The 26,137-nt window shown below is 62.9% G+C and carries 27 protein-coding genes and 2 tRNA genes; 17 read left to right on the top strand and 12 right to left on the bottom strand.

The window, feature by feature from the left end; translation table 11 throughout:
* A partial coding sequence (locus KP701_RS14635) for an ATP-binding cassette domain-containing protein (RefSeq protein ID WP_215747679.1) occupies window positions 1-929 on the bottom strand: 929 nt, incomplete at its 3' end.
* A gap of 146 nt (window positions 930-1,075) precedes the next feature.
* Between KP701_RS14635 and ndk the strand changes: the two genes are divergently transcribed.
* Window positions 1,076-1,498, top strand: coding sequence for a nucleoside-diphosphate kinase (ndk, locus tag KP701_RS14630; protein ID WP_011253445.1), 423 nt, complete (start codon window positions 1,076-1,078; stop codon window positions 1,496-1,498).
* Window positions 1,499-1,638: 140 nt separating this feature from the next.
* Window positions 1,639-2,310 carry a glutathione S-transferase gene (locus tag KP701_RS14625; protein WP_215747678.1) on the top strand — a complete coding sequence of 224 codons (672 nt, stop codon included), beginning with the start codon at window positions 1,639-1,641 and terminating at the stop codon, window positions 2,308-2,310.
* An 18-nt stretch (window positions 2,311-2,328) separates the two neighbouring features.
* Here KP701_RS14625 and purN read toward each other — a convergent pair whose 3' ends face one another.
* The gene (purN, locus tag KP701_RS14620; RefSeq protein ID WP_215747677.1) at window positions 2,329-2,961 is read right to left on the bottom strand and encodes a phosphoribosylglycinamide formyltransferase; all 633 of its coding nucleotides are present in this window, start codon (window positions 2,959-2,961) and stop codon (window positions 2,329-2,331) included.
* Window positions 2,958-4,043, bottom strand: coding sequence for a phosphoribosylformylglycinamidine cyclo-ligase (gene purM / locus KP701_RS14615; protein WP_215747676.1), 1,086 nt, complete (start codon window positions 4,041-4,043; stop codon window positions 2,958-2,960). Before purM ends, purN begins: the two co-directional genes overlap by 4 nt.
* A 201-nt stretch (window positions 4,044-4,244) precedes the next feature.
* Here purM and KP701_RS14610 point away from each other — a divergent pair, with 201 nt between their 5' ends.
* The 6 genes from KP701_RS14610 (at window position 4,245) to KP701_RS14585 (ending at window position 11,474) form a co-directional block, all read left to right on the top strand.
* On the top strand, window positions 4,245-4,922 hold the full coding sequence (locus KP701_RS14610; RefSeq protein WP_215747682.1) for a DnaA ATPase domain-containing protein: 678 nt from the start codon (window positions 4,245-4,247) through the stop codon (window positions 4,920-4,922).
* Window positions 4,923-4,967: 45 nt separating this feature from the next.
* Window positions 4,968-7,298: an RNA degradosome polyphosphate kinase gene (locus KP701_RS14605; protein ID WP_252345657.1), complete on the top strand. Its 2,331-nt coding sequence runs from the start codon at window positions 4,968-4,970 to the stop codon at window positions 7,296-7,298.
* Window positions 7,299-7,303: 5 nt separating this feature from the next.
* On the top strand, window positions 7,304-8,782 hold the full coding sequence (locus KP701_RS14600; RefSeq protein ID WP_041112161.1) for a Ppx/GppA family phosphatase: 1,479 nt from the start codon (window positions 7,304-7,306) through the stop codon (window positions 8,780-8,782).
* Complete coding sequence (locus KP701_RS14595) at window positions 8,779-9,543, top strand: CDP-diacylglycerol diphosphatase (protein WP_215747674.1); 765 nt, start codon at window positions 8,779-8,781, stop codon at window positions 9,541-9,543. The genes KP701_RS14600 and KP701_RS14595 overlap by 4 nt, the downstream gene beginning before the upstream one ends.
* Window positions 9,544-9,624: 81 nt before the next feature.
* Window positions 9,625-10,791 (top strand): MFS transporter, encoded by a 1,167-nt coding sequence (locus KP701_RS14590; RefSeq protein WP_215747673.1) that lies wholly within the window; start codon window positions 9,625-9,627, stop codon window positions 10,789-10,791.
* Window positions 10,788-11,474: an HAD family acid phosphatase gene (locus KP701_RS14585; RefSeq protein WP_215747672.1), complete on the top strand. Its 687-nt coding sequence runs from the start codon at window positions 10,788-10,790 to the stop codon at window positions 11,472-11,474. The genes KP701_RS14590 and KP701_RS14585 overlap by 4 nt, the downstream gene beginning before the upstream one ends.
* 104 nt (window positions 11,475-11,578) lie before the next feature.
* On the opposite strand, the gene KP701_RS14580 is transcribed toward KP701_RS14585, so the two are convergent.
* Together KP701_RS14580 and lysA are read right to left on the bottom strand one after the other, a co-directional pair.
* Window positions 11,579-14,257 (bottom strand): DUF4175 domain-containing protein, encoded by a 2,679-nt coding sequence (locus tag KP701_RS14580; protein ID WP_215747671.1) that lies wholly within the window; start codon window positions 14,255-14,257, stop codon window positions 11,579-11,581.
* Window positions 14,250-15,602 carry a diaminopimelate decarboxylase gene (gene lysA / locus KP701_RS14575; protein ID WP_215747670.1) on the bottom strand — a complete coding sequence of 451 codons (1,353 nt, stop codon included), beginning with the start codon at window positions 15,600-15,602 and terminating at the stop codon, window positions 14,250-14,252. Before lysA ends, KP701_RS14580 begins: the two co-directional genes overlap by 8 nt.
* A gap of 68 nt (window positions 15,603-15,670) precedes the next feature.
* Between lysA and KP701_RS14570 the strand changes: the two genes are divergently transcribed.
* The 3 genes from KP701_RS14570 to KP701_RS14560 all read left to right on the top strand — a co-directional run bounded on the left by KP701_RS14570 (window position 15,671) and on the right by KP701_RS14560 (window position 17,322).
* The gene (locus tag KP701_RS14570; protein ID WP_215747681.1) at window positions 15,671-16,060 is read left to right on the top strand and encodes a cytidine deaminase; all 390 of its coding nucleotides are present in this window, start codon (window positions 15,671-15,673) and stop codon (window positions 16,058-16,060) included.
* Complete coding sequence (locus KP701_RS14565) at window positions 16,057-16,752, top strand: serine protease (protein ID WP_252345656.1); 696 nt, start codon at window positions 16,057-16,059, stop codon at window positions 16,750-16,752. The genes KP701_RS14570 and KP701_RS14565 overlap by 4 nt, the downstream gene beginning before the upstream one ends.
* 144 nt (window positions 16,753-16,896) lie before the next feature.
* Window positions 16,897-17,322: a response regulator gene (locus tag KP701_RS14560; RefSeq protein ID WP_225198312.1), complete on the top strand. Its 426-nt coding sequence runs from the start codon at window positions 16,897-16,899 to the stop codon at window positions 17,320-17,322.
* A 34-nt stretch (window positions 17,323-17,356) separates the two neighbouring features.
* Here KP701_RS14560 and KP701_RS14555 read toward each other — a convergent pair.
* The 3 genes from KP701_RS14555 to KP701_RS14545 all read right to left on the bottom strand — a co-directional run bounded on the left by KP701_RS14555 (window position 17,357) and on the right by KP701_RS14545 (window position 17,983).
* Window positions 17,357-17,433, bottom strand: a tRNA-Arg gene (locus KP701_RS14555).
* A gap of 34 nt (window positions 17,434-17,467) precedes the next feature.
* A tRNA-Arg gene (locus tag KP701_RS14550) sits at window positions 17,468-17,544 on the bottom strand.
* 61 nt (window positions 17,545-17,605) lie between these two features.
* Window positions 17,606-17,983 (bottom strand): hypothetical protein, encoded by a 378-nt coding sequence (locus tag KP701_RS14545; protein ID WP_215747668.1) that lies wholly within the window; start codon window positions 17,981-17,983, stop codon window positions 17,606-17,608.
* 96 nt (window positions 17,984-18,079) lie between these two features.
* Between KP701_RS14545 and guaA the strand changes: the two genes are divergently transcribed.
* On the top strand, window positions 18,080-19,681 hold the full coding sequence (guaA, locus tag KP701_RS14540; RefSeq protein ID WP_215747666.1) for a glutamine-hydrolyzing GMP synthase: 1,602 nt from the start codon (window positions 18,080-18,082) through the stop codon (window positions 19,679-19,681).
* Window positions 19,682-19,998: 317 nt separating this feature from the next.
* Window positions 19,999-20,412, top strand: a complete 414-nt coding sequence (locus tag KP701_RS14535; protein WP_215747665.1) for a hypothetical protein — start codon at window positions 19,999-20,001, stop codon at window positions 20,410-20,412.
* Between the two features lie 71 nt (window positions 20,413-20,483).
* Here the strand turns inward: KP701_RS14535 and KP701_RS14530 are convergent, their stop codons facing one another.
* Window positions 20,484-20,930 carry a CHRD domain-containing protein gene (locus KP701_RS14530; RefSeq protein WP_215747663.1) on the bottom strand — a complete coding sequence of 149 codons (447 nt, stop codon included), beginning with the start codon at window positions 20,928-20,930 and terminating at the stop codon, window positions 20,484-20,486.
* A 42-nt stretch (window positions 20,931-20,972) separates the two neighbouring features.
* On the bottom strand, window positions 20,973-21,545 hold the full coding sequence (locus KP701_RS14525) for an HNH endonuclease (protein WP_034953612.1): 573 nt from the start codon (window positions 21,543-21,545) through the stop codon (window positions 20,973-20,975).
* A 144-nt stretch (window positions 21,546-21,689) separates the two neighbouring features.
* Here KP701_RS14525 and gluQRS point away from each other — a divergent pair, with 144 nt between their 5' ends.
* Complete coding sequence (gene gluQRS, locus KP701_RS14520; protein ID WP_215747662.1) at window positions 21,690-22,541, top strand: tRNA glutamyl-Q(34) synthetase GluQRS; 852 nt, start codon at window positions 21,690-21,692, stop codon at window positions 22,539-22,541.
* Here the strand turns inward: gluQRS and KP701_RS16505 are convergent.
* On the bottom strand, window positions 22,526-22,657 hold the full coding sequence (locus KP701_RS16505) for a hypothetical protein (RefSeq protein WP_256445030.1): 132 nt from the start codon (window positions 22,655-22,657) through the stop codon (window positions 22,526-22,528). The two genes, gluQRS and KP701_RS16505, sit on opposite strands and share 16 nt — an antisense overlap.
* Complete coding sequence (gene argH, locus KP701_RS14515) at window positions 22,654-24,099, bottom strand: argininosuccinate lyase (protein WP_215747661.1); 1,446 nt, start codon at window positions 24,097-24,099, stop codon at window positions 22,654-22,656. Before argH ends, KP701_RS16505 begins: the two co-directional genes overlap by 4 nt.
* 15 nt (window positions 24,100-24,114) lie before the next feature.
* On the opposite strand from argH, the gene KP701_RS14510 reads away from it, so the two are divergent.
* The 3 genes from KP701_RS14510 to KP701_RS14500 are packed head-to-tail and all read left to right on the top strand — an operon-like array spanning window position 24,115 to window position 25,986.
* Window positions 24,115-24,714 carry a TlpA disulfide reductase family protein gene (locus KP701_RS14510; RefSeq protein WP_215747660.1) on the top strand — a complete coding sequence of 200 codons (600 nt, stop codon included), beginning with the start codon at window positions 24,115-24,117 and terminating at the stop codon, window positions 24,712-24,714.
* Between the two features lie 29 nt (window positions 24,715-24,743).
* Window positions 24,744-25,292 carry a TlpA disulfide reductase family protein gene (locus tag KP701_RS14505; protein ID WP_215747659.1) on the top strand — a complete coding sequence of 183 codons (549 nt, stop codon included), beginning with the start codon at window positions 24,744-24,746 and terminating at the stop codon, window positions 25,290-25,292.
* A gap of 46 nt (window positions 25,293-25,338) precedes the next feature.
* A complete protein-coding gene (locus tag KP701_RS14500; RefSeq protein WP_215747658.1) occupies window positions 25,339-25,986 on the top strand; it encodes a TlpA disulfide reductase family protein in 648 nt (215 codons plus the stop codon).
* Window positions 25,987-26,137 lie beyond the last annotated feature (151 nt).

The following is a 26,137-nucleotide window of genomic DNA, read 5'->3' as shown; positions in this document are numbered from 1 at the left end:
AGATGTGTATAAGAGACAGGCTCGGGGAAGGAGAAGCGGGTGGGGGTGTCTTCCACGACGCTGTCGATCTGGGGGAGGCGTTCGAGGGCCTTCAGGCGGGCCTGTGCCTGTTTGGCTTTCGTGGCCTTGGCGCGGAAGCGGTCCACAAAGGACTGCATGTGGGCGCGCTGCGCGGCGATGCGTTCGGCGGCGCGGTTCTGCTGGAGGGCCTGTTCCGTGCGGATGCGGACGAAATTGTCGTAGCCGCCAGGGGTGACGCTGATTTTCTGGTGATCGAGATGGGCGATGGCATCGACGGTGTTGTCGAGCAGGGAGCGGTCATGACTGACGATAATTGCGGCACCGGAGAACTTCGCCAGCCAGGATTCCAGCCAGAGCGTGGCTTCGATATCGAGATGGTTCGTCGGTTCGTCGAGCAGCAGCAGATCGGGGTTCAGGAACAGCGCCGTGGCCAGCGACACGCGCATCCGCCAGCCGCCGGAAAAGTCCGAGACGGCTCGGTTCTGGGCGTCCTGATCGAAGCCGAGACCGGACAGGATGGCACCGGCGCGGGCGGGGGCTGTGTAGGCGTCGATGGCGATGAGGCGTTCATGCACGTCGGCGATGCGGGCCGGATCGGTCGCAGTTTCGGCCTCTGCAAGCAGTCGAGTGCGTTCGAGATCGCCTTCGAGAACCGTATCAAGGATGGAAGTGCTGCCCGAGGGTGTTTCCTGTTTGACGCGGCCCATCGTGGCGCGGGCTGCCAGGGTGATGGTGCCGCCGTCCGGGGTGAAGTCACCGGCGATTGCGGCCAGCAGGGTGGACTTTCCGGCGCCGTTCTTGCCGATCAGACCGATTTTGCGTCCCGGGTCCACGCTGAGGGACGCATTGTCCAGCAGGGTGCGGCCCGCGATGCGGAGGGTCAGGTCGGTGATGGTGAGCAGGCTCACGGGCGCCTCGATCAGTCGGAAGAAAAGAAACAGGGGACGTTAAAATACTGCGACAGACCTATCAGGAACGATGAATTTGCTCTAGTGGAACGGCGGTATTTACCCGCTGGTCCCGGAAGGGGCCGGTCCTAACCAGGAGAAGAAAGATGGCTCTCGAGCGCACGCTTTCCATCATCAAGCCCGACGCAACCAAGCGTAACCTGACTGGCAAGATCAATGCCGTGTTCGAAGGCGCTGGCCTGCGCATCGTTGCCCAGAAGCGCATCCAGCTGACCGAGAAGCAGGCTGGCGCTTTCTATGCCGTGCACAAGGAGCGTCCGTTCTACGGCAGCCTCGTGTCCTCCATGATTGCCGAGCCGGTTGTCGTTCAGGTTCTGCAGGGCGAGAACGCCGTTGCCAAGAACCGCGAAGTCATGGGCGCGACGAACCCGGCCGACGCTGCTGAAGGCACCGTCCGCAAGCTGTTCGCCGAGAGCATCGAAGCCAACTCCGTGCATGGTTCGGACAGCCTCGAGAACGCGAAGAACGAGATCTCCTTCTTCTTCGCCGAGACCGAAATCCTTCCGTAATCTGCGGTTGGGACTTTCTGTCCTGAAGAAAAGGCGCGGGCTTCGGTCCGCGCCTTTTTTGTTGCGCCGTCTTTGCTCTCAGGGGCGGGGGCAACCTCATGCGCTTTGCGACCGTTAGCTCCCGATCAAGGGAGAACCCGATGCTTGTCGTCCATCATCTGAACAATTCCCGGTCCCAGCGTATTCTTTGGCTGCTCGAAGAACTCGAACTGCCTTACGAGATCCGGTTTTACAAACGCGATCCGAAAACGATGCTTGCGCCTCCCGAACTCAAGCAGGTGCATCCTTTGGGGAAGGCGCCTGTTCTGGTGGATGGGGATGTGGTGCTGCCGGAATCGGGAGCCATCATCGAGTATGTTCTCGAACGCTATGGCAACGGGCGCCTGATGCCGTGGAAGGAGACGGCTGACTGGGTGCGGTTCGTGTTCTGGCTGCACTATGCGGAGGGCTCTGCCATGCCGCCGCTTCTGCTGAAGCTGATTTTCCAGATGCTGCCGGAGAAGGTGCCGTTCCTGCTGCGGCCTCTGGTCAGGAAGATTGCGTCAGAAACCCAAAAGGGATTTGTGGATCCGCAGCTGCTTCTGAACATGGATTTCTGGGAGAGCGAGCTTGCCCGAACCGGCTGGTTCGCAGGAACGGATCTGAGCGGAGCGGACATCCAGATGAGTTTTCCGCTTGAAGCAGCGGCTTCACGGGGCGGGGCGCTGCTCGGGCGTCCGAATGTGCGGGCGTTTCTGGAACGGATCCATGCCCGTCCGGCCTATCGCCGGGCGATCGAAAAGGGTGGCCCTTACGCTTACGCGAAGCCGTAGAGGGCCACGATAGATGCTTTATTTCGCGAAAACGTCGCAGATCATCTCCAGCACGTCCGGGTAAAGCAGGTGTTCCTGTTCCAGAACGCGGGCGGCGAGGGTTTCGGGTGTATCGCTTTCCAGAACGGGGACGCTGGCCTGTCCGAGGATGGGGCCTTCGTCCACGCCTGACGTGACGAGGTGGACGGTGCAGCCATGCTCTTTTACGCCGGCCTTGATGGCGGCTTCGTGGGTGTGCAGGCCGGGGAAGGCGGGCAGGAGGCTCGGGTGGATGTTGAGCATCCGGTCTTCCCATGCCTTGACCAGCCAGGGGGTCAGCACGCGCATATAGCCTGCGAGGACCACCAGCATGGCGCCGGAAGCCTGAAGGGCAGCGTCGATTTCGCGTTCGTGGGCCTCGCGGTCCTTGCCGAAGGGCTTGTGGTCGATGACGAGGGTTTTCAGGCCCGCGGCTTCGGCGACTTCAAGGCCCGGAGCATCCGGACGGTTGCTGAGAACCAGCACAATTTCGGCCGGATAGTCCGGACGGGCGCAGGCCTCGATCAGGGCGCGCATGTTGCTGCCGCGGCCGCTGATGAGGATCGCGATGGGAACTTTTTCGGTCTTTTTGGGCGCGGCCTTGGCCCGGGTTCTGGTGTGCGGCTTCTTCATGCGAAGGAGACCGGGGTCGTCAGGGTGTAGGCGTCGTCGGATCGGACGATCTGGCCCATAAGGAAGCCGGTTTCGCCACGGGCATCCAGTTCGGCCATGACTTTTTCGGGCTCGGAGGTGACGAGCACCATGCCGATGCCGCAGTTGAAGACACGGAGCATTTCATCGGCGGCGACATTGCCGGTTTCGGCCAGCCAGCGGAACACGGGCGGGACGATCCATGCGGAGCCGTCGATGCGCACGCCAAAGCCTTCAGGCAGGACGCGGGGCAGGTTGCCGGGCAGGCCGCCGCCGGTGATGTGGGCGCAGCCGTGGAGCAGGCCCTCGGCATGCAGGTCGAGGACCGTGCGGACATAGAGTTTCGTGGGCGTCAGCAGGGCTTCGGCAAGGGTGTGGCCTTCAGCAAAGGGGGCCGGATCGTTCCAGCCAAGCCCGGAGCGGCGCACGACTTCGCGGACCAGCGAGAAGCCGTTGGAATGAACACCGGACGACGGCAGGCCGATCAGCGTATCGCCTTCGGCGATGTTGGCGGGCAGTAGGCTGTTCCGCTCGGCAGCGCCCACGCTGAAGCCTGCGAGGTCGTAATGGCCGGGGGCGTACATGCCGGGCATTTCGGCTGTTTCACCGCCGACGAGGGCGCAGCCGGACTCGGCGCAGCCCTTGGCGATGCCCTTCACGACGGTTGCAGCAGCCTCGACGGAGAGTTTTCCGGTGGCGAGATAATCCAGAAAAAACAGCGGGGTGGCACCCTGCACGACGAGGTCGTTGACGCACATGGCGACGAGGTCGATCCCGACGTCGTCATGCTTGCCGGCTTCGATTGCGACCATCAGCTTGGTGCCGACGCCATCGGTGCAGCTGACGAGGACGGGATCGGTGAAGCCTGCGGCCTTGAGATCGAACAGGGCGCCGAAGCCGCCGAGGCCGCCCATGGTGCCGGGGCGGTTCGTGGCTTTGGCTGCGGGCTTGATCGCGTCGACCAGCGCATCTCCTGCGGCGATGTCCACGCCGGCCTGTGCGTAGCTTGCGCCACCGGTCGTGCTGTGGCTCGTGCCGGGGGAGATGTCAGGCTGCTCGGTCATGGTCGAAGGTTCCCGCTGGTTGACGTGACGCCGTTCTAGAGCATCCTGCGCGCTGGCGGAACGCCTGTTTGAAGGCGTAACGGCATGAAAAAGGGACCTGGGATGACGAAACGGGATGCGGGCAGGGCCACGGAGGGGGACGCGGTGCCGGAATTCGGGGCTGTCGGCCGGGAGCATCATCAGGTGCGGCCAGCCGTTCAGATGGCGTTTCCGCTGCGTCGCGTGACGGCCATGACGTCCGAGCGTTTCATCAACGGGCCGTCTAATGCGGCTGCGCGGGCCTGGCTGGCGCGGAGCCAGTGGCCGGACGGGCGGCTCTGGCTCTGGGGGCCATCGGGGACGGGCAAAACGCATCTCCTGACGGCCTGGGCCCGTGAGCATGACGCCACGGTGCTGGATGCGCGGCTGTTTTCCACGTCATCGGCAGGGGGGCGGATCCGGGTTCAGGGGAACCTGGCGATCGACAATGCCGATTCGCCGGGAGACGAGGCGACCATGCTGCATCTGCTGAACGATGCGTTCTCGCAGGGGGACCGGGTTCTGATGGCCGGGCGGCTTCCGCCTTCGCGCAGTCATTTCATGCTGCCCGATCTGGCGAGCCGTCTGCGGGCGACGGCGACCACGGCGACGGGGGAGCCTGAGGACGATCTGCGGGCGACGCTTCTGCTGTCTCTGCTGGCAGACCGGCAGCTTGTGGTGTCGCAGACGGTGACGGAATGGCTGTGGCGGCATCTGCCCCGGACGGGCAATGCGCTGGTCTCGGCGGTGGAGCGGCTGGACGAGGCCGCTCTGGCGCGCAAGCAGCCGATCACGCGGGCTCTGGCGATGGAAATGCTGCCGGATCTTCTGACGCCCGAGGGGCAGGCGTCATGGGAGTGACACAAAAACTCCGTTTGACATGCCTATCCCGCGGCATGACCTTTTATGCGATCCGTATTTCTGTGTGTTCCGGAAGACCCCATCGTGACGACTGAAGATTCCCGGCCTGCTCCGCGCCGCCGTTCCCCCCGCAAACCCCGCAATGCCGTGACCCCGGCGCAGAACCGCGGGCGCCGTCGGCAGACGGCCGCGGCACGGGCTGAAGACTACGCGCATATGCTGACATCGCCGGAGCGGTTTCTTAACCGGGAGTTGTCCTGGCTCGACTTCAACCAGCGCGTCATCGATGAGGCGGAAAACCCCCGCAATCCGCTGCTGGAGCGGGTGCGGTTCCTGTCCATCAGTTCCAGCAATCTCGACGAGTTCTATTCCGTGCGTGTGGCCGGTCTGGTGGGGCAGGTCCGCGAGGGGACGGTCGTCCGCAGCCCTGACGGGCTGACGCCGGCCCAGCAGCTTGTGCAGGTCCGGCAGAAGGCCCGGCATCTTCTGGCCGAGCAGCAGCGTGTCTGGCATCTCCTTGAAGGAGAGCTGAAGGAGGCGGGGATCGTCATCCTGCCGACCGACTCTCTGGACGAGACCGATCTGGCGCAGCTGTCCACGCTGTTTGACGAGCGGGTCTTCCCGGTGCTGACGCCGATGGCGGTCGATCCGTCCCATCCACTGCCGTTCATTCCCAATATGGGCCTCGCGCTGCACATGCGGCTGAAGGACGCTGCGTCCTCGGCACATGTCATGGATGGTCTGATCCTGCTTCCGGCGCAGGTGCCCCGGTTCCTGCGTCTTCCGGCGCGGCTGAAGGAAGGGCAGGAGACGCCGGATCAGATCCGTTTCGTGCTGCTTGAGGATCTCATTACGCTGTTTGCGGGGCGTCTGTTCCCGGGGCTGGTGATCGGGGCCGCGGGTGTGCTGCGTGTGATCCGCGATACGGATGTGGAGTTCGAGGACGAGGCCGAAGATCTGGTGCGGTCTTACGAGACGGCGCTGAAGCAGCGTCGGCGCGGCGTGTGTATTCATCTTGCGCTGGATCGCAAGCTTCCGGACACGCTGGGCCGCGAGATGGGCGAAGAGCTTGGCGTGGGCGAAGAGGACGTTGTCGTTCTGCCCTCTTTCGTGGGCGTGACGGATCTCAAGCAGCTTATCGTGGATGACCGTCCGGATCTGGTGTTCCCGCCCTATACCCCGCGCTTTCCCGAGCGTGTTCTGGATTATGACGGCGACTGTTTCGCGGCGATCCGGGCCAAGGACATGCTGGTCCATCATCCGTTCGAGAGCTTTGACGTGGTGGTGCAGTTTCTGCGTCAGGCCGCGCTGGACCCGAACGTGCTGGCGATCAAGCAGACACTGTACCGGACGTCACGCGACAGTCCGATCGTCCATGCGCTGATCGAGGCGGCGGAGGCGGGCAAGTCGGTGACGGCGATGGTCGAGCTTCGGGCGCGGTTTGACGAGGAAGCCAATATCCGTCTGTCGCGTGCACTGGAGGCGGCGGGCGTTCAGGTCGTGTTCGGGTTCGCGCATCTCAAGACGCATGCAAAGCTGAGCCTTGTGGTCCGTCGCGAGAACGGGTCGCTGCGGTCCTATGCGCATTTCGGGACCGGCAATTACCATCCGATCACGGCGCGGATCTATACGGATCTGTCGTTCTTTACCTGTGACCCGAAGCTGGCATCGGACTCGGCGCGTCTGTTCAACTACATGACGGGCTATGCCATCCCGGCGAAGATGGATGCGCTGGCGTTCTCGCCCATCACCATCCGGTCCACACTGGAGCAGCTGATCCAGGACGAGATCGACCATGCGAAGGCGGGTCGGCCGGGGCGGATCTGGCTGAAGATGAACAGTCTTGTGGACGCCGAGCTGATCGACCGGCTGTACAAGGCGTCGCAGGCCGGGGTGAAGATCATCGGGATCATCCGGGGAATCTGCTGTCTGCGGCCTGGAGTGCCCGGACTTTCGGATAATATCGAGATCAAGTCGATTGTCGGGCGTTTTCTGGAACATGCGCGGGTTTTTGCCTTCGGAAACGGGCATCGGATGCCATCCCACAAGGCAAAAGTTTTCATTTCTTCCGCAGACTGGATGGTGCGGAACATGGACTGGAGGGTAGAAGCCATGGTGCCCATCACGAACCCGACGGTCCATGCGCAGATTCTTGGCCAGATCATGACGATGAACATCAAGGACAACCTTCAGAGCTGGACGCTCACGAGGGACGGCTACTGGCATCGGGTTTCGCCAGGCGCACACCCATTTTCCGCCCACGAATACTTCATGAACAATCCGTCCCTGTCCGGCCGAGGCTCGGCTGCGCGGGAGAAGGTCCTTCCGGAGGCGCATCGCCCCCGTGAACGGCCCGACAGGATTCTGGAAGACTGATCTGCATGTCCTCATCTTCACAGCGTTCCGCCATTGTCGATCTCGGTTCAAACTCGGTCCGGCTGGTTGTTTTTGAAGGGGTGACGCGCAACCCCCTTCCGATCTTCAACGAGAAGGTCACGCTCAAGCTGGGGCGGGGCCTGGATGCGACGGGCCGTCTCAATGACGAGGGCGTGGCGCTGGCGATGGACGTGCTGGGGCGCTTCCACACCGTCGCCCGCGCCATGGGCGCCGAGCCTTTCGAGGTTCTCGCCACGGCGGCTGTCCGCGACGCGTCCAACGGTCCGGACTTCGTGGATGCGATCCGCGCCCGCATGCCAGGTGTGCCGATCCGGGTTCTGGAAGGAACCGAGGAAGCCGATTATGCGGCGCGCGGCGTGCTGTGCGGGCTGCCCGAAGCGAACGGTCTGGTCGCGGATATCGGCGGCGGATCGCTGGAGCTGATCCATGTGGCCGATGGTCAGTATTTCGAGGCCGTGACGACCAAGCTGGGCGTGATCCGGCTGCATGACCGTGCGAAGGGCAGCATCGAGCGGGCGGCTGAAATCGCGAACGAACTTCTTGCGGCCGTGAACTGGCTGCCGGGCATGACGGGCCGGCCGCTTTATCTGGTGGGTGGGGCTTTCCGGGCTCTGGCGCGACTGCAGATCGCGCGGACGCAGTATCCGCTGAACCTCGTGCATCTGTTTACCCTTTCGGAAGGGGAAGCGCGGGAGATGGCGGACTGGGTCATTGCCTCGCCCCGCCGCACTTTGGAGAAGCTTCCCGGTGCGCCGCGCAAGCGTCTGGCGGATGCGCCGTTTGCAGCCGTCGTGCTGCGCTGTCTGATGGAGCGGGTCCGTCCGTCCAAGGTCGTGTTCAGCGTCGATGGACTGCGCGAGGGCTGGTACATGCGCCATGTCGCCTCTTCGGTCGCGGATCTTGATCCGATGACGGATCTGGCGGCGGAGATGGCCAATCGTCTGGCGCGCAGTGCGTCGCTGGCAGAGCCTCTGGTGAGCTGGACGGCACCGCTGTTCCGCGATGAGACCCGGACCCAGAAGCGCCTGCGCGAACTGGCCTGCATGCTGTCTGACATCGGGTCCTACGATCATCCCGAATACCGGGCGGAGCAGACCTACCGGCGTGTGATGCATGGTCATGGCGTGGGCTTTGACCACAGCGCGCGGGCCTTCATCGGCCTGACGCTGGCGGTGCGTTATGAAGTCTCAATGGACTCTCCCCTGATCGAACCTTCCCGGCAGCTTCTGTCGCGTTCGGAAATCGAGCGTGCGGTGCGGCTGGGTCTGGCGCTCCGGCTGGCGTATACACTCTGTGCAGGGACGAAGGTCCTGCTGGATGAGTGCAGGCTTCTCGTGGAAGACGGAACGCTCGTGCTGGTTCTGGGCGCGCGCAGCGTCCGGGCGGCAGGCAGTGCGGTCCGTCGTCGTTTCGAGAGGCTGGCGGCTGCGATGCAGCTTGAATGTCAGGTAAGGGAAGAATGAGTTTGCGGAATTACGGGACGGCAGCCAGGGTTGGTTTGCTGGCGGCAGCGGTTGTGTTCGGGCTGTCGGGGTGTGGCAAGTCCCATGACCGGGGTGCGCTGTGGAAAGTCGTGCACGGACGGTGTGCACTGGACTCTGCTCACAAGCCCTGCACGGTCTATGACGAGAAAGATGGTTACGCCCTGCTCAAGGACCATGTGGGCCGCGGGCAGTATCTCGTGATCCCGACGCAGAAGGTGCCGGGCGTTGAAGATCCCGTTCTGCTGAAGCCCGAGACGCCGAACTATTTTGCCGAAGCCTGGGCAGAGCGCGGGCATGTGGCGCAGTCCTACGGGTTCGAAATTCCGGATGCCCATCTGTCGATGGCCGTCAATTCGCGTCCGGGCCGGACACAGGATCAGCTGCACATCCATCTGGACTGCCTGACAGCCTATGCCCGTGCCGAACTCGACAAGAACATGATCACCGAAACCTGGTCGCTTGTGTCGCTGTACGGCCATCCGTATCGGGCGAGGATCGTGGCGTCTCTGGATCCGTCGCCGTTCCGGGTGATTGCGGCCGATGACATGTCCATCCACACGCTTGTCATCACGCCAGCCAAGCATGGCGGGTTCATCCTGCTCGACGACATGGCGCATGTCTTTGATCACGGCTCGGGCGAGGAGCTTCAGGATCATGAATGTCATCTCGATGATCCGCACCACAAGACCATGATCATGGATGGCATGGACATGGGTGAGCATCCCAACGGCATGATGTAAAACAACTTTTGGTTGTTCCGGGATTTCGGGTATGGCAGGGTTCGATTAATCTCGAACAATCTGCAGTCCCGGAGACCGGTCTTGAAACTGGCAGCGAAATCGCCACCAAACTGGCCACTGCTGTCGCTCGCCGTTGGCGCCTTTGCCATCGGCACGACAGAATTTACCCCGATGGGCCTTCTGCCCGTCATTGCCCATGGTCTTCAGGTCAGCGTGCCCAAGGCAGGCGGCCTGGTGACGGCCTATGCGATGGGCGTGATGATCGGCGCGCCCGTCATTACGCTCCTGATGGCGCGGTTCCGGCGCAAGCTGGCCCTGATTCTGCTGATGGGGCTGTATGTGGCGGGGAATCTGCTCTCCGCCGTTTCCAATAGCTATGAATTGCTGTTTGCGGCCCGTGTCCTGACCAGTCTGGCGCATGGGGCTTTTTTTGGTCTGGGGGCGGTGGAGGCTTCGCTGTCTGTCGCGCCATCGCGGCGGGCGAGTGCGGTGGCATCCATGTTCATGGGGCTGACGATCGCCAATATCATCGGTGTTCCGGCGGCAACCTGGCTTGGACTGAATTTCGGCTGGCACAGCGCCTTTGGTGTAACGGCGATGCTGGGGCTCGTGACCATGCTGGCCGTACAGTTTGCCCTGCCGGCCCGCGAGGTTGGTCCGGCGCCGGAAGTCGGGCGCGAACTGCGGGTGCTCGTGAAGGGGAATGTGCTTCTGGCGCTGCTGACGACTGCGATCGGGGCAGGAGCGATGTTCGTTCTCTACACCTATATCGCGCCGATCCTTGAGCATATTACCCATGCGAGCCCGACGGTCATTACGATCGCGCTCATGCTGACGGGCGTTGGCTTCTCCATCGGCAATGCCGTGGGCGGACGGAGTGCGGACCGTTCGCTGGACGGAAGTCTGCTGGTCTTTTTCCCCATTCTTGGCGCCATCATGCTGATTTTCCCTTGGATGGCGCAGACCGTGCCGGGCGCGCTGTTTGCGTCGCTTCTGTGGGGAGCCGCCACGTTTTCGCTGATGCCCGCGCTTCAGATGCGGGTGATGCAGGCCGCGCATGATGCACCGGCTCTGGCGTCGTCCATGAATATTGGGGCGTTCAATCTCGGAAACGCCATTGGCGCGGCCCTGGGAGGGATCGCGCTGTCCATGGGGTTGGGCTACAGCGGTGTTTCCGTTATCGGAACGGCTCTGGCTCTGGTCGGGGTCGGACTTGTTCTTCTGTCACGAAAGGTGGCTCCTCCATGATCCGTTCTCTCCTGCTCGCCACCAGCCTGTTTGTCGGGGGCGCCATGTCGCCTCTGGCTGCCATGGCCGCACAGCCCGCGAATGTGGGCGATGCCATTCTGGCCGCCAGCGCCTATCACGACAGTGGCGACTATCAGCACGATTTCGATGTCGTTGTTGCACAGGCCCGTCAGTGGATTGACGAGACGGCGCCGAAAACGCGACGCCCGGCGATCGTGCTCGATATCGACGAGACAACGCTGTCCAACTGGGATGAGATCCGGGCCAATGATTTCGGATATATTGCGGCGGGTCCGTGCGATGCGCTGCCCAAAGGGCCGTGTGGCGCGGATGCCTGGGAGAAGAGCGGGCGAGCTCCTGCCTTTGCATCCACGCGGGCGCTGATCGAGGACGCGCAGGTCCATCATGTCGCGGTGTTTTTCGTGACGGGACGGCATGAGGACGAGCGTGAGGCGACGGAGCGGAACCTGCATCAGGCGGGGATCCGGCACTGGGACGGGCTGTATCTGCGGCCGATGACGTCTCACGGCTATGCGGCGATGTACAAGGCGCCGACCCGTGAGCGGATCGAGCGCAAGGGCTATACGATCATTGCAAGCCTCGGGGACCAGCCGTCCGACCTGAGCGGTGGCTATGCGAAGAAGGGTTTTCTTCTGCCCAATCCGTTCTATCGGATTCCGTAACGGGAAAACGGATGGTTTGGGCGGGGTTCAGCCATCCCGTTGAATATGTCCGAAGCTGATATGAAAAAGCCCGGGCCATGACGGCGCCGGGTTTTTTTTACGTGTCAGAACGATTTGAGGAGTCGTTCCAGATAGTCCAGTTCGCTCTGTGGGCGGGTGCGGTCCGAGGCGCGGCGGCGGAGTTCGCGCTCGATGTCGCGGGCGCGGTCCCGGGCGCTCTTGTCCGGGATGTGGGCGTCGGAATCCTTGCCCTTGTCGCCTTCGCCCAGCTTGCGGCCCAGCGGATCCTGATCCTTCTGGTCGTCGTCATCGCCGTCTTCGTCACCGGCCTGGGGCTGGTCGCCGTCGTCGCCCTGCTGGCCCTTTGCGCCATGCTGGGGCTGTCCGGAACTCCCTGCGCCACCGGACGGGATGAAGCTCAGACTGCCACCGCCCTGTCCACCTTTGCCGGAGCCGCCGGATTTCTGGTTCTGGCGCATCTGCTTTCCGGCTTCGGAGAGATCGGCGAGAACTTTCTGCTCGGCGGTCTGGGCCTCGGCGTCCTTGCGGTCGGCGAGAGCTTCACGCGCGGTCTGCATGTCCGTCTTCGCCTTGTCGAAGGCGGTGGCGGGCTTGCCGGTCAGGTCCTTGACGCGGTGGCTCAGGATGTCGTTGACGCGCTGTAGCGCGCGTTGCAGGGCATGGTCCGCGCGGCGTCCATCGGACTGGGCGGCGACCGTGTCCGGATCGACCGGAGCAGGTGGTTTGGCGTCTGTGGGCTGCTCCATGCCGGGCGGGGGCTGCATGCCAAGCTGGCGCAGCAGGTCGGCCGTGGACATCTGGCTGACATCCCGGCGGCTGCCGTCATCGGGCGGAGCCGCGGCCTTCTGCGCTGCGGAGAGGCGGGACTGCGTATGGTCGAGCAGGGTGGTCTCGCGGTGGACGAGATCATGCAGGGCCGCGCGCTGGGCACGGGCTTCGGCCTGCGCCTTCATCTGTTCGGCAAGAGCCTTCAGATCCTCGGGGCGGGCCTGACGCATGCGCTCGGCCATGTCTTCCATCTGCTGAAGCCGCCTGAGGGCTTCGTCGCCATGGCCCTGATTGGCCTCGGACTGGAGGCGGCGCATCTCGTCCGAGAACGGATCGGCCGAGCTGGTGCCGGACTGTGGCATGACGATGCCGCTTTGGGCGGCGCGCGCGAACAGGAGCTGCATCCGGCGGTTCAGGGCATCCTTGAGAGCCTGAGTGCGGCGCTGGAGTTCTTCCTGTTCGGGAAGGGTATGGCCCTTGTCACCGAGGTCGCGCATATGATCGAGCTGCTGCTGCACGCCCTGCTGGGCTGCGCGGACTTCCGCTGCTGCATCGGCGATATCGGGACCGTCGCGTCGCAGATCGTCCAGATAGAGAGCCAGTGCCCACAGTTCGCCGGGTACACGGTCCGCGGAGCCATCAGGGGCGTCTTTCTGGAGGGAGGCAATCTCGAGGCCGAGGGCTGCGAGAATGGCGCGCTCATCGGTCGTCTGCGTCAGGAGGTTCAGTTCGGCTGCGGCCTGCGAGGCGCGCTGCTGGCCGAGCATGAGGCGGCGGCGCAGGGCGACGAGGGCGCGGGCCAGCGGATCGGTGAACTTGCGGGCGGCGATCTGGAATTTGACGATATCGCTGCGGCTTTCGCGGCCGGAAACACTCCTGGCGTGCAGGCGGCCTTCGACCTCCATTCCGGCAAACGGATCGGAGGAAAGGTCGGGTGTGGCGACGCCTTTCGCATCCTTGGGCTGTCCGTCGAGCGGGATGGGGACATGCAGGATGCGGCCCCGGGTCAGGCCGGGAAGATTGATCTCGGCTTCAAGTGAGGCGACGCCATAGGTCTGGTGGACGTGCCAGGGCAGGCCGGTGCGCCAGTCATCTTTCTGCGGGCCGGGTTTGCCGTCCCATGTGACGGTGGGCGGCAGATCGGGTTCGACTTTTACGCGCCATGAGCCGAGTGTGCGGCCACGGACGACGATACTGATGGTGCCGGACTGCTGGAGCGTGCCGTGGCTGTTCCAGCTTTCAGCGTCGAGTCTGTTCTGTTCAGGCGAGGCGATTCCGTGCAGGGCGGGTTTTCCATGCGCGCCGGTGATGGTGGCGTTCAGAATGGCGCCCTGCGGAACGTCAAGCGTAGTGTGTCCCGTGGCGGAAAGGAAAATTGGTGCGCCGGGAGCATAGGACGGCCGGTCGATCCAGGCCTGAAGGGTGGGGAGCGGGATGCTGTCGTCATCCACGCCGGGCAGCAGTCCGGCATGCAGACGCGAGGGAGTGTGTGTGCCGCCGAGAACTGCCGCGACCACGATGGCCAGCGGAACGGCAAGGAGGGCGAGCCGTTCGTGCAGGCTGGCTTCGGGGTGGGGAAGGCCAACGCGGAGCGTGCCGAGCGAGGCGGTGACGCGCTCGACATGACGGGACCAGATGGCGGACTGCTCGCCATTTCCTGCAAAAGCCGGCCGGTCGGTCAGGCTGAGGAGAGGCTGGTAAGCGAGTTTGGAATCATGCTCGATCCGGCGGTCGGCCACGGAAATGCTGACGGGAGGCACACGGCGCAGGCCGGTGATGGTCAGCCACAGGGCCGTGCCGAGAACGCCGGCTTCCAGCAGGGTATGCAGCCAGTCCGGCAGGGACTGGGGGATCCGCGCAAGGCAGGCCAGAACGTAGAACGCGACCAGCAGCAGGGGCCAGCGCAGGGGTTCCCAGGCGCGTTCCCACCACAGGACACGCTGGGCTTTCCGGCGCAGGGCTTTGAGGTGGAGGGCCGGGTTTGGCTCAGCCATGGTCGTCCTTAGCTGTCAGCCATTCCGGAACGGTTTCGGCTGCAATCAGTTCCGCAACGCTCTGGCGCTGCCGGATGATCTCCCATTTTCCGTTGTCGATCAGGACCTGCGCCGCAAGCGGGCGGGAATTGTAGGTCGAACTCATGACCGAACCGTAAGCCCCGGTATCGAGCAGGGCGATCAGGTCGCCGCGCTTCGTCTCCGCAGGCAGGGCGCGGTCTCGGGCGAAAATGTCGCTGCTTTCACAGACCGGGCCGACGATGTCCCACAGTTTCGTGGGACTGGTCAGGCCGCTCGGGGCGACGGGCATGATGCCGTGCCACGATTCATAAAGGGACGGGCGGGCGAGATCGTTCATGGCGGCGTCGATCACGACGAAATCCGGATTGCCTGCCTTGGTTTCGATCACCCGGGTCAGGAGAATACCGGTCGGGGCAGAGAGCCAGCGGCCGGGTTCGATGCTGAGACGGACGTCGAGATCGCCCAGTGTTTCTGCAATGACCCCGGCGAGCATGTCCGGCGAGGGGGCGATTTCGTCCCGGTACCGGATGCCCAGGCCTCCGCCGCAGTCTACGGATTCGACAGTGTGACCGGCGGCGCGGATTTCGCGGACCATGTCGGCCAGCCGGGCATAGCCTTCGCGGAAGGGGCCAGCGATGAGCATCTGGCTACCCAGATGGACGGCCAGACCGACGAGGCGGACGTTTTTCAGGCTGGCGGCCTCGCCATACAGGGCGACGGCGCGGCGGTGTTCGATGCCGAACTTGTCTCCGGCGCGGCCCGTGGAAATCTTGTCATGAGTGTCGGCGTCCACGTCCGGATTGACGCGCAGGGCGGCACGCGCGACGCGGCCACAGGCGCGGGCGATATCATCCAGACGGTAGAGTTCCTCGACGCTCTCGACATTGACCTGTGCGATGTCGTGCTCGACGGCTGCCCGCAGTTCCGCATCGGATTTTCCGACGCCGGAGAACACGATTCCCGAAGGCTGAATCCCGGCATGAAGCGCACGCTGCATCTCGCCGCCGCTGACGATGTCCACACCATAGCCGCACTGGCGCAGAATGGTCAGGGTGGCCTGATGATCCTGCGACTTCATGGCGAAATGCATGTTCACCGGCAGGTTCCGGGCCTCGAACGCGGTGCGCAGGGCCTTTGCCCGACGGCGCAGCGTTTCAGCACCCGTGATCCAGCAGGGCGTGCCAACGGCGGCTGCGATGACGTGCAGAGGCACGCCTTCAAACATCAGGCCGTCCCGTGCGTCCATTTTCAGCGAAGGGCGGGTTTCCAGCATGTCGGAGAAGGATGGATCGGTGGCGGGATCGGAAGGAAGCGGTGCACTCATGATGCTACTACCGTATCGCTCTTGGAAGCATGTTCCAAGCTGAACCCGCAGGGGATACTATTGTGGGCATGATACAGGAACTGATCCAGGAGGCCCTTGAGGCCCGCTCGCGTGCTTACGCACCTTATTCGCGCTTTCAGGTTGGGGCCGCATTGCGGTGTGAGGGCGTTGTCCATTCCGGCTGTAATGTCGAGAACGCGGCCTATCCGCTTGGCACCTGTGCCGAGGCAGGTGCGATTGCCGCCATGGTGCGGGGTGGGGGACGTCGTATTGAGGAAATCGTGATTGTGGGCGGCGATGCGCCGTGTACGCCATGCGGTGGGTGTCGGCAGAAGCTGCGGGAATTCGGACTTCCGGAGCTGCCGGTTCACATGATCGATCCGCAGGGGAAGCTGCTCCTGACCCGGACGCTGGCCGAGCTTCTGCCTGACGCATTCGGGCCGGATCATCTGGGATGAAACGCGCCGGGGCGTTGCTGATGCTCTGTCTGTTGGGCGGTGGGGCGATGGCCGCTCCGACTATGGTGTTGCCGGGACTCGGCGCAGACAGTCATCGCAGCGTCGTGGATGTGAATACGGCGCCTTGGCGGATCCTGGGGCGGGTCCAGACGTCTCTTGGTGGGCGCTGTACGGGATTTGCCGTGGCGCCGACCGTAATGCTGACGGCGGCGCATTGTCTGTGGCTGCCTGCGACCCGGCATTATATCCAGCCTGCGGATGTTCATGTCCTGATGGGTTATGCGATGGGGCAGTATCGCCTTCATGCGCAGGTGACACGATTTGTTATTGCCCCCGGATACGATCCTGCGAACGAAGGGGGGACTGCGTCCGGGGATCGGGCCACGCTGGTTCTGGATCGACCGGTAGTTCTGCCAGAGGATCTTGTTCCTTATGGTTCGGCGCAGATGGGTGCTGCGGCGATGCTGGTCGGATATCCGCAGGACCGGCCTGAGGTTCCGTATGGCGATATTTCCTGTCAAATAAACGGGTTGGCGCTGAACGGGCTGATCCATCATGACTGTTCGGCGACACGGGGGGACAGTGGCGGCCCGTTGTTTGTGCGCCAGCCTGACGGGCAGTGGGGAATTGTCGGGATCGATGTGCTGGCGACATCGGGGCGTGGCGGGTTCGCTGCGCCGCTGCCGCACTGAGTTTTCGGGTTCCCATGCATCAGGCGCACGTCAGAAAAAATTCACACATGCAAACATGGGCCCTGTCGTGACGTTGCACAGGGCAGGGCGCCCGATTGGGTGTTACAGGTTTTTCAATCCCGGAAGGTGATTGCCATGTATGTCATGTCCATGAAGGAGACATCCTCGCGAGCGGCTCCGAAAGGAGGATTTCGTGGGGACTCCAAAAGGGTCAACAGAAAGCATGTTCTTGTTGTCGAGGATCAGGCGCTTCTGCGCTTTCTCGCGGCAGATATGCTGGAAGAGGCGGGCTATGAAGCCTCTCTCGCGGCTGATGCCGACGAGGCGCTTCAGGTGCTGGCCCGGAATCCGGATATTGGCACCATTTTTTCAGACGTGAATATGCCTGGCGATATGGACGGCGTGGCGCTTGCCCGCCTGATCCGTGAGCGTCGCCCGGAAATCGGACTGGTTCTGACGTCGGGGACGCGAATTCAGGATCTGGGGCAACTGCCGGGCGGCACGATGTTTCTGTCCAAGCCGTATGAGTGGGACGAGGTCTATCGCTGCCTAGAGCGGGTCCGGCACTGAAAAGCCGCTCAATTATAAAGGGGAAAAGGCAATGTGGTGCACCCGAAAGGACTTGAACCTCTAACCCCCAGATTCGTAGTCTGGTGCTCTATCCAGTTGAGCTACGGGTGCGGACACATTGTATAGGTCTTCATCAGGAGAAGACTGGTGCACCCGAAAGGACTTGAACCTCTAACCCCCAGATTCGTAGTCTGGTGCTCTATCCAGTTGAGCTACGGGTGCGCTGTGAGGCGGGGTTTTACAGAGGCTTAACTGACCTGACAACCCCGCTTTCGAAAAAATTTCAGTTTCGCGTCATGGTGATATGGGCCCGGCAGGAAGGCGAGCCGAAAATGCCGCCAATGGCCTGTCCAACCGGGTAGCCGTTGAACACGACGGCCGTGTTGTGATGGTCCATGTCCGTCATGGCAAGCTCGGCATGATAGTGGTGATTTCCGGGTGTGTAAGTTCCATGCAGGACCTGTGAACCGTCAGCCGGCGTAAAAAGAATTTCCTTGCCGCGGATCCGGAGGGTCGAGGGGCGTTCGGTCGGGCAGTTCCCCTGATCCGTGACGAGAGCACCGACCCAGGAGCCGGTCGGATCCTTGCCGGGGTCGGGAGTGCCGGCGCAGGCGGCGAGCAGGGCCGTGGCGGAGAGGGCGAAAAGTGCTGGCAGGCGCATGTTGTTCCTGTTCCGTGTTTCAGAATGGATGACGCAGACGACACAACACCTTATAGGAGAGCCTCAAAAGGCACCATGAAACCGGAACGCGAGGCCATGACATTGACCCAGCAGGACGCCAGCACCGTCGAAAAACTCGACGAAACCCTTCACGAAGACCGTATCCTCATTCTGGATTTCGGCAGCCAGGTGACGCAGCTCATTGCGCGTCGCGTCCGCGAGAGCGGCGTCTACTGCGAGATCTGGCCGTATACGGCGACCGAGGAAAAGATCCGCGCTTTCAATCCGCGCGGCATCATCCTGTCCGGGAGCCCGGCCAGTGTGCATGACGAGAATGCACCGCCGATTCCGGATGTGGTCTTCGCGCTGAACCGCCCCGTGCTGGGGATCTGCTATGGCCAGCAGGCGATGTGCCAGAAGCTGGGCGGCAAGGTCGAGCACCACGAGCACCGCGAGTTCGGTCGTGCCTATATTGATATCGCCGAAGACTGCTCGCTGTTCCGGGGTGTCTGGGCGCGCGGCAAGCGTGAGCAGGTCTGGATGAGCCATGGCGACCGCGTCACGCAGCTTCCGCCGGGCTTCCGTGCCGTTGCCCATTCCGAAGGGGCGCCCTTCGCGATCATCGCGGATGAGGGGCGTCGTCTGTACGGTGTGCAGTTCCATCCGGAAGTCGTGCACACGCCGCATGGTGCTGCGCTGATCCGCAACTTCACGCACAATGTTGCAGGTTGCAGCGGAACCTGGACGATGGCTGGCTTCCGTGAGCTGGAAATCGCGCGCATCCGCAAGCAGGTCGGTTCGGGTCGTGTGATCTGTGGTCTGTCGGGTGGTGTGGACAGCTCCGTTGCGGCCAAGCTGATCCATGATGCGATCGGCGATCAGCTGACCTGCATTTTCGTGGATCCGGGCATCATGCGTACGGGCGAGGCTGACGAAGTCGTCAAGACGTTCCGTGGCCGTTTCAACATCCGCCTTGTCCATCGTGATGCCTCCGAGCTGTTCCTGAAGGAACTGGCTGGCGTGACCGACCCGGAAACGAAGCGTAAGACGATCGGTCGTCTGTTTATCGAGGTCTTCGAAGAAGAGGCTGCGAAGCTGGGTGGCGCGCAGTTCCTGGCTCAGGGCACGCTGTATCCGGACGTGATCGAGAGCGTGAGCTTCTCGGGTGGTCCGTCCGTCACCATCAAGTCCCACCATAATGTCGGCGGTCTGCCGGACCGCATGAATATGGAACTGGTCGAACCGCTGCGTGAGCTGTTCAAGGACGAGGTCCGCATGCTTGGCCGTGAGCTGGGTATTCCGGAGAGCATCGTCGGACGGCATCCGTTCCCGGGGCCCGGGCTGGCGATCCGTATTCCGGGTGACGTCACCAAGGAAAAGCTCGATCTCCTGCGCAAGGTGGATGTGATCTATCTTGAGGAAATCCGCCGCGCTGGTCTGTATGATGCAATCTGGCAGGCTTTCGCGGTTCTGCTTCCGGTGCGCACGGTCGGCGTTATGGGGGATGGTCGAACCTACGATCAGGCCTGCGCCCTGCGCGCCGTGACCAGCACGGATGGCATGACGGCGGAAGTCTATCCGTTCGACTTCGCGTTCCTGAACCGGGTGGCCGGCCGTATCGTCAACGAGGTCCGCGGCATTAACCGCGTGACCTATGACATTACCTCCAAGCCGCCCGGCACCATCGAGTGGGAATGATCCCGCGTCTGGCATGAGTTAGTTTGCGCAGGTGAAAACCTGTCGAAAACCCCGCAGGAATGCGGGGTTTTTTCTTATGGGTCTCAGGATGCGTCCTGCGCTTGAGCCGTTCATCCGTCATGGGAGCGCGTTGAAATCCGGCATGCGGATCTGAAGCCATGCCTGCGCCCGGCAGGTTCGGTTGCGAGTGCCCTGAACTGGTAGATCAGAGTTGATCCAGCTGTTGTGAGCGCTTTCTTCGCGGAATATCTGTCGGGCTTGTCCGGTGCTTCAAGGAATGACAGTGTGACATTCTTTGAAACTTAGGGAGTTTCCCGATGTCGATCCGGTTTCCTGCTTTTTCATCGTCGCTGCTTCTTGTTGGTCTGGCTCTGATGCCAACAGGTCTGGCGCCGACGGCCATGGCGGCCGGAAGCGCCGAGAAGCCCTGTGAGACGGACCTCTGCCGGAGTGTGCGTCAGTCCTGGGCTGCGGTCCGTCATGGGACGTCCAATGCCGCTGACTGGACGAAAACGGAGAGCGTCAAAGGTTGGAATGCCACGAAGAGCGGTGTCTCCGACGCTGCGCACTGGACTGGAAAGGAAGGCGAAAAGGGCTGGAAAGCGACCAAGAACGGTACCAAAGAGGCTGTTCATGCTACGGGGGCCTGGACGAAGAAGACGGCTCATGAGCTTGATCCGGCCAGTCCCGCGAAGGCTCCGGATAGCAAAGCCGATTCAGCGGATCAGTAAAATCACCTGTGGCGCTATGAAAAAAGGCTTGTCCCTTGCGGGGCAGGCCTTTTTTCTGGAGGAGGGGGCGCTTATTCCATGTGATGTCTGTGACCCATCAGGTCGGTCGTAAGCTGGGCGCGGGCTTCGCCGTCCGGGTATTTTTCGGTGTGCAGGTTGATGTAGGTCTGCCCGGCCTGCACTTCCTTGACCTGATCGGGCGTGAGCTGAAGCGTGCCGGTCATGCGGGTCGTGTAAGGGCCGTTGATCGGGGCGAGGACGCCGGCGTCCTGACCGTCCGGGGCCGGACCATGCAGATGCGCTGCGGTGACCGGGCCGGTCAGGCCATTATCTTCGAAACGGTACGTCAGGGTATTCTTGGTGGTATCCAGCATTGCGGATGCCGAACCCTTGATCGGGGCGGTTGCACCATGTTCGCCCTTGAAGGGGCCGAAGAGGTGCAGCGTTTCCGCGGAAGCGGGCAGGGCGGTCACCGACAGGCCGAGGGCCAGTGTCGTCAGCAGAAGTCCAGTACGCATGGAAGTCCATCCTTGCAGAAGTTGGACTGACTGAACGTGTGCTCAGGTTTCGAGTTCGGTATTCCAGTACAGATAATCGCGCCAGCTTTCGTGAAGGTAATGCGGCGGGAAGGTGCGTCCGTTTTCCTGAAGCAAGCGGCTGCTGGGCTGAACGGGTTTGCGGTGCGGGTGCATGCCCAGTTCGCTGGGCAGTTTGGAGCCCTTCAGCAGATTGCAGGGGCTGCAGGCGGTAACAACGTTTTCCCAGGTTGTGCGGCCGCCCCGGGCGCGGGGGATGACGTGATCGAAGGTCAGCTCGTGCGTGGGCAATCGGTCATGGCAGTACTGACATGAAAAATTGTCTCGCAGGAAAACGTTGAAACGGGTGAAGGCCGGCTTGCGGGCTGTGGGAATGTAATCCTTCAGCGCGATGACGCTGGGCAGCCGCATGCTCTGGCTGGGGGAGTGGACGACGGCGTCTTCATATTCGGAAAGGACTGAGACGCGGTCGAGGAAGACAGCTTTGACGGCTTCCTGCCAGGACCAGAGCGAGAGCGGAAAATAGGACAGCGGACGGAAGTCCGCGTTCAGGACAAGAGCCGGAAAATGCTGACCGCTGACGGACACCACACGCATCCTTTCTGCAAGGACGACACATGCGGGGGTTACGGCGCCGAATGAAAACGGGACAAACAGCGGGAAAACACGTGTCGTCGGCTTCTTTGAAGAAACTATTCCAGTAAACTGCGCGGACCGCAAGCAAACGCTGGTGACACATTCATGACGCCTCCCGCCACGACACGATTTGCGCCGAGTCCCACGGGGTTTCTGCATCTGGGGCATGTGGTCTCGGGACTGTATTCGCGGATTGTGGCTGGAGAAGCTGGAAAGTTTCTGATTCGTATCGAGGATATTGATACGACGCGCTGCACGCCGGAACTGACACAGGCGTTGCGTGAAGATCTGGACTGGCTCGGGCTGTTGTCAGACGGGCCGGTTCGGCAGCAGTCCAGACATTTGCCTGAGTATCATGTCGTGCTGGCAAACCTGCGGGAAAGGGGATTGTTGTATCCGTGTTTCTGCACGCGACGGGAAATCGCCGAGGCTGCGACGCAGATCGCGCCGGATGGGAGCCTCGTTTATCCCGGGACCTGTCGGCACGGCGCTGCGCGGGAAGGGCCGGGACGTGATCCGGTCTGGCGGCTGGATATGGAGCAGGCGCTGGATGTGTTGCAGGAAGTGCCAGGCTGGCATGAGGTTGGGCACGGCCACGTTGCCGGGAAGGCCGATGCGTTCGGCGATATTGTTCTGGCGCGGCGGGATACAGGCTTGTCGTATCATCTGTGTGTCACACATGACGATGCGCTTGAGGGCGTGACGACCGTCACGCGCGGGCGGGATCTGTATGAGGCGACGTCAGTCCAGCGTGTCCTGCAGGAGCTGATGGGCTGGCCGGAGCCGGTTTACGCCCATCATGCGCTCATTCTGGATGCGGACGGACAGAAGCTGTCCAAGCGGGATGGCGCGGAAGGGGTGCGGGTTCTGCGGCAGGAGGGGTGGACGGCTCGGCAGGTGCTGGACCATCCACTCGTGTTGCAGGCTCTGGAGGCGAGCGCTTATTCCGGCGGGTAGACGCCCGGATAGGTGATGTCCTGCGACGGTCCCGGAGCGTGCGGGGCGCCTTTTTTGCCGCATGCGGTCAGGCTGAGGGCCATGACCGCCATGCTGACGAGCAACAGTGTTTTCATGCGGTTTCTCCGAGTTTGGCGAGCCATACTTCGGCCTGATGCTTCACATTGGTCGGAGCCGTGCCGCCTTCGCTGGTGCGGGACGCCAGAGAGGCTTCAACGGTCAGGACATCGAAAACGCCGGCGTTGATCTGCGGTTCGACGGACTGCATTTCGCCCAGCGACAGATCGGCCAGATCGCAGCCTTTCTGTTCCGCCATGCCGACCAGACGGCCGGTGACGTGATGGGCAGTGCGGAAGGGGACGCGGAGTTCACGGACCAGCCAGTCGGCAAGGTCCGTGGCCGTGGAGAAGCCCATGCCCGCGACTTCGCGCATCCGGGCTGTGCTGGCTTTCAGGTCCCGGATCATGCCGTCCATGGCGGCCAGCGAGAGGGTCATGGCCTCGGTGGCATCGAAGACGGGTTCCTTGTCTTCCTGCGTGTCCTTGGCATAGGCAAGGGGCAGGCCCTTCATGACCGTCAGCAGGCCCACGAAATCGCCCATGATGCGGCCGATCTTGGCACGCACCAGTTCGGCGGCGTCCGGGTTGCGCTTTTGCGGCATGATGGAGGAGCCGGTCGTGAAGGCATCGGACAGCGTGATGAAGCCGAACGGAGCCGACGCCCACATCACGATTTCCTCGGCCAGACGCGACAGGTGCATGGCCTGCAGCGACAGGGCGGAGAGGAACTCGAGCGCGAAATCACGGTCCGAGACGGCATCGAGCGAATTGGCGGTCGGGCGGTCGAAGTCCAGCGCTGCGGCTGTCATGCGGCGGTCGATCGGGAAGGATGTCCCGGCAAGGGCGGCCGAGCCGAGCGGACATTCGTTCAGACGGGCGCGGGCGTCGCGCAGACGGCCACGATCTCGCGACAGCATCTCGACATAGGCCAGAAGATGATGGCCGAACGTGACCGGCTGGGCGACCTGAAGGTGTGTGAAGCCGGGCATCGGCGTTGCGGCATGTTCCAGCGCGCGGGTGGCGAGGGAGCGCATCAGGGAGGCGGTCTGCTCCTGCAGGCCGTCGATGGCATCGCGGACCCAGAGGCGGAAATCGGTGGCGACCTGATCGTTGCGCGAGCGCGCCGTGTGCAGGCGCTTGCCGGCCTCGCCGATGCGCTCGGACAGGCGGGCCTCGATGTTCATGTGGATGTCTTCGAGGGCCGGGGAAAACTCGAAGCGGCCTTCGCCGATTTCCTGTGCGATGTCGCCCAGACCCTGACGGATCTCGGCCAGTTCGGTTTCGGTCAGCAGGCCGACCTTCTGGAGCATGGCGGCATGGGCGAGGGAGCCGCGGATGTCCTGTCGCCACAGGATCTTGTCAAATCCGATGGAGGCGTTGATCTCGCCCATGATGGCGGCCGGACCCGAGGCGAAGCGGCCACCCCATTGCGGATTGGCGGCTGTGCCTTCAAAGGATGTAGCGGCATCTGATTGTGTGTCGACAGGAGCGTTTTTCATGGGAACCGTAAACAGATGATTCGGAAGCAGATCGACCGGCGAACCCTTCTTGGAGGAGCCGCCAGCCTAGCTGCGGCGGCTTCCCTCTGCAATTGCGGGCTCGGGAATTCTGCCCGGGCGGCAGATGGTGTGCAGCCGATGCTGCCGTCGCTCAAGCCCGGCGCGCCCAGACTGGAGCCCGTGAACTTCCAGCTTGTCGGGCCGGGGGGCACGGCCCTTTCCCTGTCCACGATGAGAGGGCGGCCCTTTGTGCTGCATCTGTGGGCGACCTGGTGTCCGCCCTGCAGACTGGAGCTGCCGGCGCTCAATACGTTCATCGAGAAAACAGGCTCCACCGTGCCCGTGATCCCGGTGGCCGTCGCCAGCCCGATGCCGAAAGTCATGGTCTTTCTGGCGCAGGGCAATCTGCCGCATATCGCGCCCTGGACGCTGGGACAGCATGAGTTTTCCCAGTGGTTCACTGCCGGTGAGCCGAGCCTGCCCATGACCTGCGTGATTGATGCGCAGGGGCGGCTGCGGGCCAGTGTCGAAGGGGAAATGGCGTGGACCGCACCGGAGAGTCAGGTGTCTCTGGAGAAAATCCTGTCGGATCTTCAGCCTGCCAAACCGGCGTGAAGGCGGGTCTGCCGGGTCGACGGAGCGTTGTGTTCGGGACGCTCGGACTGGCAGTTGCCGTGGGTTACGGAGCCTCGAAGTTTGCGGGGACGGTGGTGCGGCGCGGTATGCCGATTGACCGTCTGATGCCGGGTAAAGCCGTTTCTGCGCCGGTCGGGTTCGTATTGTCCGGTCCTGACGGCGCGCATGATGTGTTGGCCTCGCGCCGGGGAGCGCCTTTCCTGCTGCATGTCTGGGCCACGTGGTGTTCGCCGTGCCGTCATGAACTGCCGGGGCTGGCGGCCTTCATGACGGCATGGGGGCCGGACTGTCCGGTTGTTCCGGTGGCGGTTTCAAGTGGCTCGCCGGAAGAGATTCGTGCATTTCTGGAGCGCAATGATCTGGGCGGACTGCCCGTCTGGACGATGGCCGGAGAGGCGCTGAAGGTATGGTCCGCAAACAGGGCGCTTGCCATCCCCGTAACATTCCTGATTGATGGTGCAGGGCGCATTCGTGCGACGGCCGCAGGATCGCTGGACTGGGCGGCTCCCGAAGCACCTGCCGCGCTGCGCCGGGTTCTTGCCGCGACGAGCGCCTGAGCCCCGATGTGACAGACCTGCTGTAATGAAAGAACGGATTTCCAACATGACTTTTCCCCTGACACGTCGTCATCTTCTGGGAGGGGCCGGTGCCCTTCTGGTTTCGGGGCGGGCCATTGCTGCAACGGCTGCAAAGGAAGAGGCTGGCAAGGGACTGCCTTTCGAGCCGAATTCCTTTGGAAAGCTCGCAACGCCGAAAGTTCTGCCGCCGCTGAGCGTGCAGAACGAGCAGGGGCAGGACGTGCCGCTGTCGCACTGGTACGGCAATCCGTTCATCCTGCATTTCTGGGCAACCTGGTGCCCGCCCTGCATCCGCGAGCTGCCTTCGGTGAATGCGACGGCCAAGGCTCTGGATGCGGACGGTCCGCAGATCGTGGCGGTCGCGGTACGTGGCAGCACCGTTCCGAAGGTCCGGGCGTTCTATGACAGCCACGGGATCGACACGCTGCCGGTACTGGTTGATCCGGTGTCCGGCGTGATGATGGAGACGGCGGACCAGACAGCTCTGGTGCAGTCGATCCGGCAGGTGCGTCCCGCTGATCTGAAGGAACTGACGCCGGATGTCATGTCTCTGCATGGCGTGCCGCGTTCGCTGATCCTGAATGGCAAAGGCGAGGTCGTCGCGGAGTCCATCGGGAACATGGACTGGTCTGCGGACGCCGTGAGGCATACTGTGCGGGCCTTGGCTGGATAGTAAGAGTGTGAAGTCCTGATGTCTGCTCCCCTTCTCGGCGCCAGTGATCCGGCGCCTTTCCTTCTTTTTCCTGAAAAGACGCCGTCGCCGTTCGTGTTCGTCAGTGACCACGCGGGGCGGGCGGTTCCGGATGCGCTGGGGGATATGGGGG

It is taken from the genome of Gluconobacter sp. P1C6_b (assembly GCF_018811945.1).
Classification (GTDB): domain Bacteria; phylum Pseudomonadota; class Alphaproteobacteria; order Acetobacterales; family Acetobacteraceae; genus Gluconobacter.
Note: the sequence above shows the minus strand (reverse complement) of the source record. Positions and strands in the feature narration are given on the sequence as shown.

Coding starts and splice junctions, on each gene's coding strand:
- ndk (WP_011253445.1), top strand. CDS start 1,076: ATGGCTCTCGAGCGCACGCTTTCCATCATCAAGCCCGACGCAACCAAG.
- KP701_RS14625 (WP_215747678.1), top strand. CDS start 1,639: ATGCTTGTCGTCCATCATCTGAACAATTCCCGGTCCCAGCGTATTCTT.
- purN (WP_215747677.1), bottom strand. CDS start 2,961: ATGAAGAAGCCGCACACCAGAACCCGGGCCAAGGCCGCGCCCAAAAAG.
- purM (WP_215747676.1), bottom strand. CDS start 4,043: ATGACCGAGCAGCCTGACATCTCCCCCGGCACGAGCCACAGCACGACC.
- KP701_RS14610 (WP_215747682.1), top strand. CDS start 4,245: ATGGCGTTTCCGCTGCGTCGCGTGACGGCCATGACGTCCGAGCGTTTC.
- KP701_RS14605 (WP_252345657.1), top strand. CDS start 4,968: ATGCGATCCGTATTTCTGTGTGTTCCGGAAGACCCCATCGTGACGACT.
- KP701_RS14600 (WP_041112161.1), top strand. CDS start 7,304: ATGTCCTCATCTTCACAGCGTTCCGCCATTGTCGATCTCGGTTCAAAC.
- KP701_RS14595 (WP_215747674.1), top strand. CDS start 8,779: ATGAGTTTGCGGAATTACGGGACGGCAGCCAGGGTTGGTTTGCTGGCG.
- KP701_RS14585 (WP_215747672.1), top strand. CDS start 10,788: ATGATCCGTTCTCTCCTGCTCGCCACCAGCCTGTTTGTCGGGGGCGCC.
- KP701_RS14580 (WP_215747671.1), bottom strand. CDS start 14,257: ATGGCTGAGCCAAACCCGGCCCTCCACCTCAAAGCCCTGCGCCGGAAA.
- lysA (WP_215747670.1), bottom strand. CDS start 15,602: ATGAGTGCACCGCTTCCTTCCGATCCCGCCACCGATCCATCCTTCTCC.
- KP701_RS14570 (WP_215747681.1), top strand. CDS start 15,671: ATGATACAGGAACTGATCCAGGAGGCCCTTGAGGCCCGCTCGCGTGCT.
- KP701_RS14565 (WP_252345656.1), top strand. CDS start 16,057: ATGAAACGCGCCGGGGCGTTGCTGATGCTCTGTCTGTTGGGCGGTGGG.
- KP701_RS14560 (WP_225198312.1), top strand. CDS start 16,897: ATGTCCATGAAGGAGACATCCTCGCGAGCGGCTCCGAAAGGAGGATTT.
- KP701_RS14545 (WP_215747668.1), bottom strand. CDS start 17,983: ATGCGCCTGCCAGCACTTTTCGCCCTCTCCGCCACGGCCCTGCTCGCC.
- guaA (WP_215747666.1), top strand. CDS start 18,080: ATGACATTGACCCAGCAGGACGCCAGCACCGTCGAAAAACTCGACGAA.
- KP701_RS14535 (WP_215747665.1), top strand. CDS start 19,999: ATGTCGATCCGGTTTCCTGCTTTTTCATCGTCGCTGCTTCTTGTTGGT.
- KP701_RS14530 (WP_215747663.1), bottom strand. CDS start 20,930: ATGCGTACTGGACTTCTGCTGACGACACTGGCCCTCGGCCTGTCGGTG.
- KP701_RS14525 (WP_034953612.1), bottom strand. CDS start 21,545: ATGCGTGTGGTGTCCGTCAGCGGTCAGCATTTTCCGGCTCTTGTCCTG.
- gluQRS (WP_215747662.1), top strand. CDS start 21,690: ATGACGCCTCCCGCCACGACACGATTTGCGCCGAGTCCCACGGGGTTT.
- KP701_RS16505 (WP_256445030.1), bottom strand. CDS start 22,657: ATGAAAACACTGTTGCTCGTCAGCATGGCGGTCATGGCCCTCAGCCTG.
- argH (WP_215747661.1), bottom strand. CDS start 24,099: ATGAAAAACGCTCCTGTCGACACACAATCAGATGCCGCTACATCCTTT.
- KP701_RS14510 (WP_215747660.1), top strand. CDS start 24,115: ATGATTCGGAAGCAGATCGACCGGCGAACCCTTCTTGGAGGAGCCGCC.
- KP701_RS14500 (WP_215747658.1), top strand. CDS start 25,339: ATGACTTTTCCCCTGACACGTCGTCATCTTCTGGGAGGGGCCGGTGCC.